This is a genomic window from Pseudomonas sp. NPDC089534 (assembly GCF_044749305.1).
Lineage (GTDB): Bacteria > Pseudomonadota > Gammaproteobacteria > Pseudomonadales > Pseudomonadaceae > Aquipseudomonas > Aquipseudomonas ekonensis.
This window is the reverse complement of record NZ_JBIVHR010000198.1, coordinates 1-2,437: the sequence shown is the minus strand read 5'-3', so window position 1 is coordinate 2,437 and position 2,437 is coordinate 1. Positions and strand designations below refer to the sequence as shown.

At 64.0% G+C, this 2,437-nt stretch carries 3 protein-coding genes; 2 read left to right on the top strand and 1 reads right to left on the bottom strand.

Annotated elements, in window-relative coordinates; genetic code table 11:
* The coding region (locus ACIP0B_RS28325) for a transketolase family protein (protein WP_400838476.1) at positions 1-1,271 on the bottom strand (1,271 nt) is incomplete at its 3' end.
* On the opposite strand from ACIP0B_RS28325, the gene ACIP0B_RS28320 reads away from it, so the two are divergent.
* Positions 1,240-1,530 carry a hypothetical protein gene (locus ACIP0B_RS28320; protein ID WP_400838479.1) on the top strand — a complete coding sequence of 97 codons (291 nt, stop codon included), beginning with the start codon at positions 1,240-1,242 and terminating at the stop codon, positions 1,528-1,530. The genes ACIP0B_RS28325 and ACIP0B_RS28320 overlap by 32 nt on opposite strands.
* A 12-nt stretch (positions 1,531-1,542) precedes the next feature.
* Positions 1,543-2,437: ArsR/SmtB family transcription factor (locus ACIP0B_RS28315; protein ID WP_400838473.1), on the top strand; the 895-nt coding region annotated here is incomplete at its 3' end.

The window sequence follows — 2,437 nt, the reverse complement described above, 5'->3', positions numbered from 1 at the left end:
ACTACGGCGTGCGCGAGTTCGGCATGACCGCGATCATGAACGGCGTCGCCGTAGTACATGTAGTTGCCGCTGGCGTATTCGGCGCTGACGCCTTTGCAGCCTTTCCACAGGGTCAGGTTGGAACCGGCCAGGTCAGCCGAGCCGCCCAGCACTTCCGGCAGCAGCGGGCCGAACGCGTTCAGGGCGTTCTGGCTGGCCTTGCGGCTGGCGATGGTTTCGCCCTTGGCCGCCACTTCGGCGATGTAGGCGTCGGCCTTCTCGGAGAAGTCGGCCGGCAACTCGCCGCTCAGGCGACGCACCAGCTCGTAGGCTTCGGTCGGGAACGCGGCGGAGTAGGCGGCGAAGCGCTGGTCCCAGTCGGCCTCGACGGCGCGGCCGGCTTCCTTGGCGTCCCATTCGGCGTAGATGTCGGCCGGGATCTCGAACGGGCCGTGGTTCCACTTCAGGGCTTCACGGGTCAGGGCGATTTCCGCGTCGCCCAATGGGGCGCCGTGGCAGTCTTCCTTGCCTTGCTTGTTCGGCGAACCGAAGCCGATGGTGGTCTTGCAGCAGATCAGGGTCGGCAGCGGGCTCTTGCGCGCGGTGTCGATGGCGGTCTTGATCTCTTCCGGATCGTGGCCGTCGACGTTGCGGATCACCTGCCAGTTGTAGGACTCGAAACGCTTCGGCGTGTCGTCGGTGAACCAGCCTTCGACTTCGCCGTCGATGGAGATGCCGTTGTCGTCGTAGAAGGCGATCAGCTTGCCCAGGCCCAGGGTGCCGGCCAGGGAAGCGACTTCATGGGAAATGCCTTCCATCATGCAGCCGTCGCCCAGGAACACGTAGGTGTGGTGGTCGACGATGTTGTGGCCCGGACGGTTGAACTGCGCGCCCAGCACCTTTTCCGCCAGGGCGAAGCCCACGGCGTTGGCCAGGCCCTGGCCCAGGGGACCGGTGGTGGTCTCGACGCCCGGGGTGTAGCCGAACTCCGGGTGGCCCGGGGTACGGCTGTGCAGTTGGCGGAACGCCTTGAGGTCGTCGATCGACAGGTCGTAGCCGGTCAGGTGCAGCAGCGAGTAGATCAACATCGAGCCGTGGCCGTTGGACAGCACGAAGCGGTCACGGTCGGCGAACGACGGGTTGCTCGGGTTGTGCTTGAGGTAATCGCGCCAAAGCACCTCGGCGATATCCGCCATACCCATAGGGGCACCGGGATGGCCGCTGTTGGCTTTTTGCACGGCATCCATGCTGAGGGCACGAATGGCGTTGGCACGCTCACGACGGCTAGGCATCGCTGATCTCCTGGGTTCTGAAGCTGAAGGTGAAAAATCGAAACGGAAAAAAGGCGAGCATTTTCCCTCACCCGGACGCCTCGGGGCAATGACAGATAGTCATCTGAAGACGTTTTTCCCCTGCCGGGCGGCGCTTTCGGCGGGTGAATCCTTTCCGCCGCCCGTTTATGGCATTAACCAATCCGTGGGAAACGCCACCCATCGATCAATATCAAAACTTTTTGATATTGATCTTGCGATGCTTTCCGGCCGTCACTAGACTGCTGCCCCTATGAACTTACGCGTGCCTACGATTCGCCATGACGCCTGCGACGACCTGGCGGCCCTGTGCAAGGCCGGCGGCGATCCGCTGCGGCTGAACGTGCTGCGGGCGCTGGCCAACGACTCGTTCGGCGTGCTGGAGCTGGCGCAGATCTTCGGCATCGGCCAGTCCGGCATGAGCCATCACCTCAAGGTGCTGGCCCAGGCGAACCTGGTGGCGACGCGCCGCGAAGGCAACGCGATCTTCTACCGCCGCGCCCTGCCCCACACCGAGCTGTTGGGCGGCACGCTGCACGCGGCATTGTTAGAAGAAGTCGACAACCTGGCCCTGCCGGACGACGTGCAGGCCCGGATCGCCCAAGTGCACGCGCAACGGGCGGCGGCCAGCCAGGACTTTTTCGCACGGGTGGCGGAGAAATTCCGCGCCCAGCAAGACTTGATCGCAGGCCTGCCGCAATACCGCGACAGCGTGCTGGCCCTGCTCGACAAACTGAACTTCGGCGGCGCCACCACGGCCATCGAAGTCGGCCCCGGCGATGGAGCCTTCCTGCCGGAACTGGCCCGCCGCTTCGGCACCGTAACCGCACTGGACAACAGCGCGGCGATGCTCGAACTGGCGCGTCAGGTGTGCGAACGTGAACAGCTGGCTAACGTCAGCCTGAAATTGGCCGATGCATTGAACGGTGTGAGCCTTCAGGCCGATTGCGTGGTATTGAACATGGTGCTGCACCATTTCGCCGCGCCGGCCGAAGCGCTCAAGCACATGGCCAGCCTGCTGCAACCGGGCGGTAGCCTGCTCGTGACAGAGTTATGCAGCCACAACCAGAGCTGGGCCAGGGAGGCCTGCGGTGATCTGGCTGATGCGGTCGTTGATCATGGCCACGGTGTCCTTGTCGATGGCCATG

Excerpts from the sequence above, each read along its gene's own strand:
- ACIP0B_RS28320 (WP_400838479.1), top strand. The coding sequence starts at position 1,240 with ATGGCGTTGGCACGCTCACGACGGCTAGGCATCGCTGATCTCCTGGGT.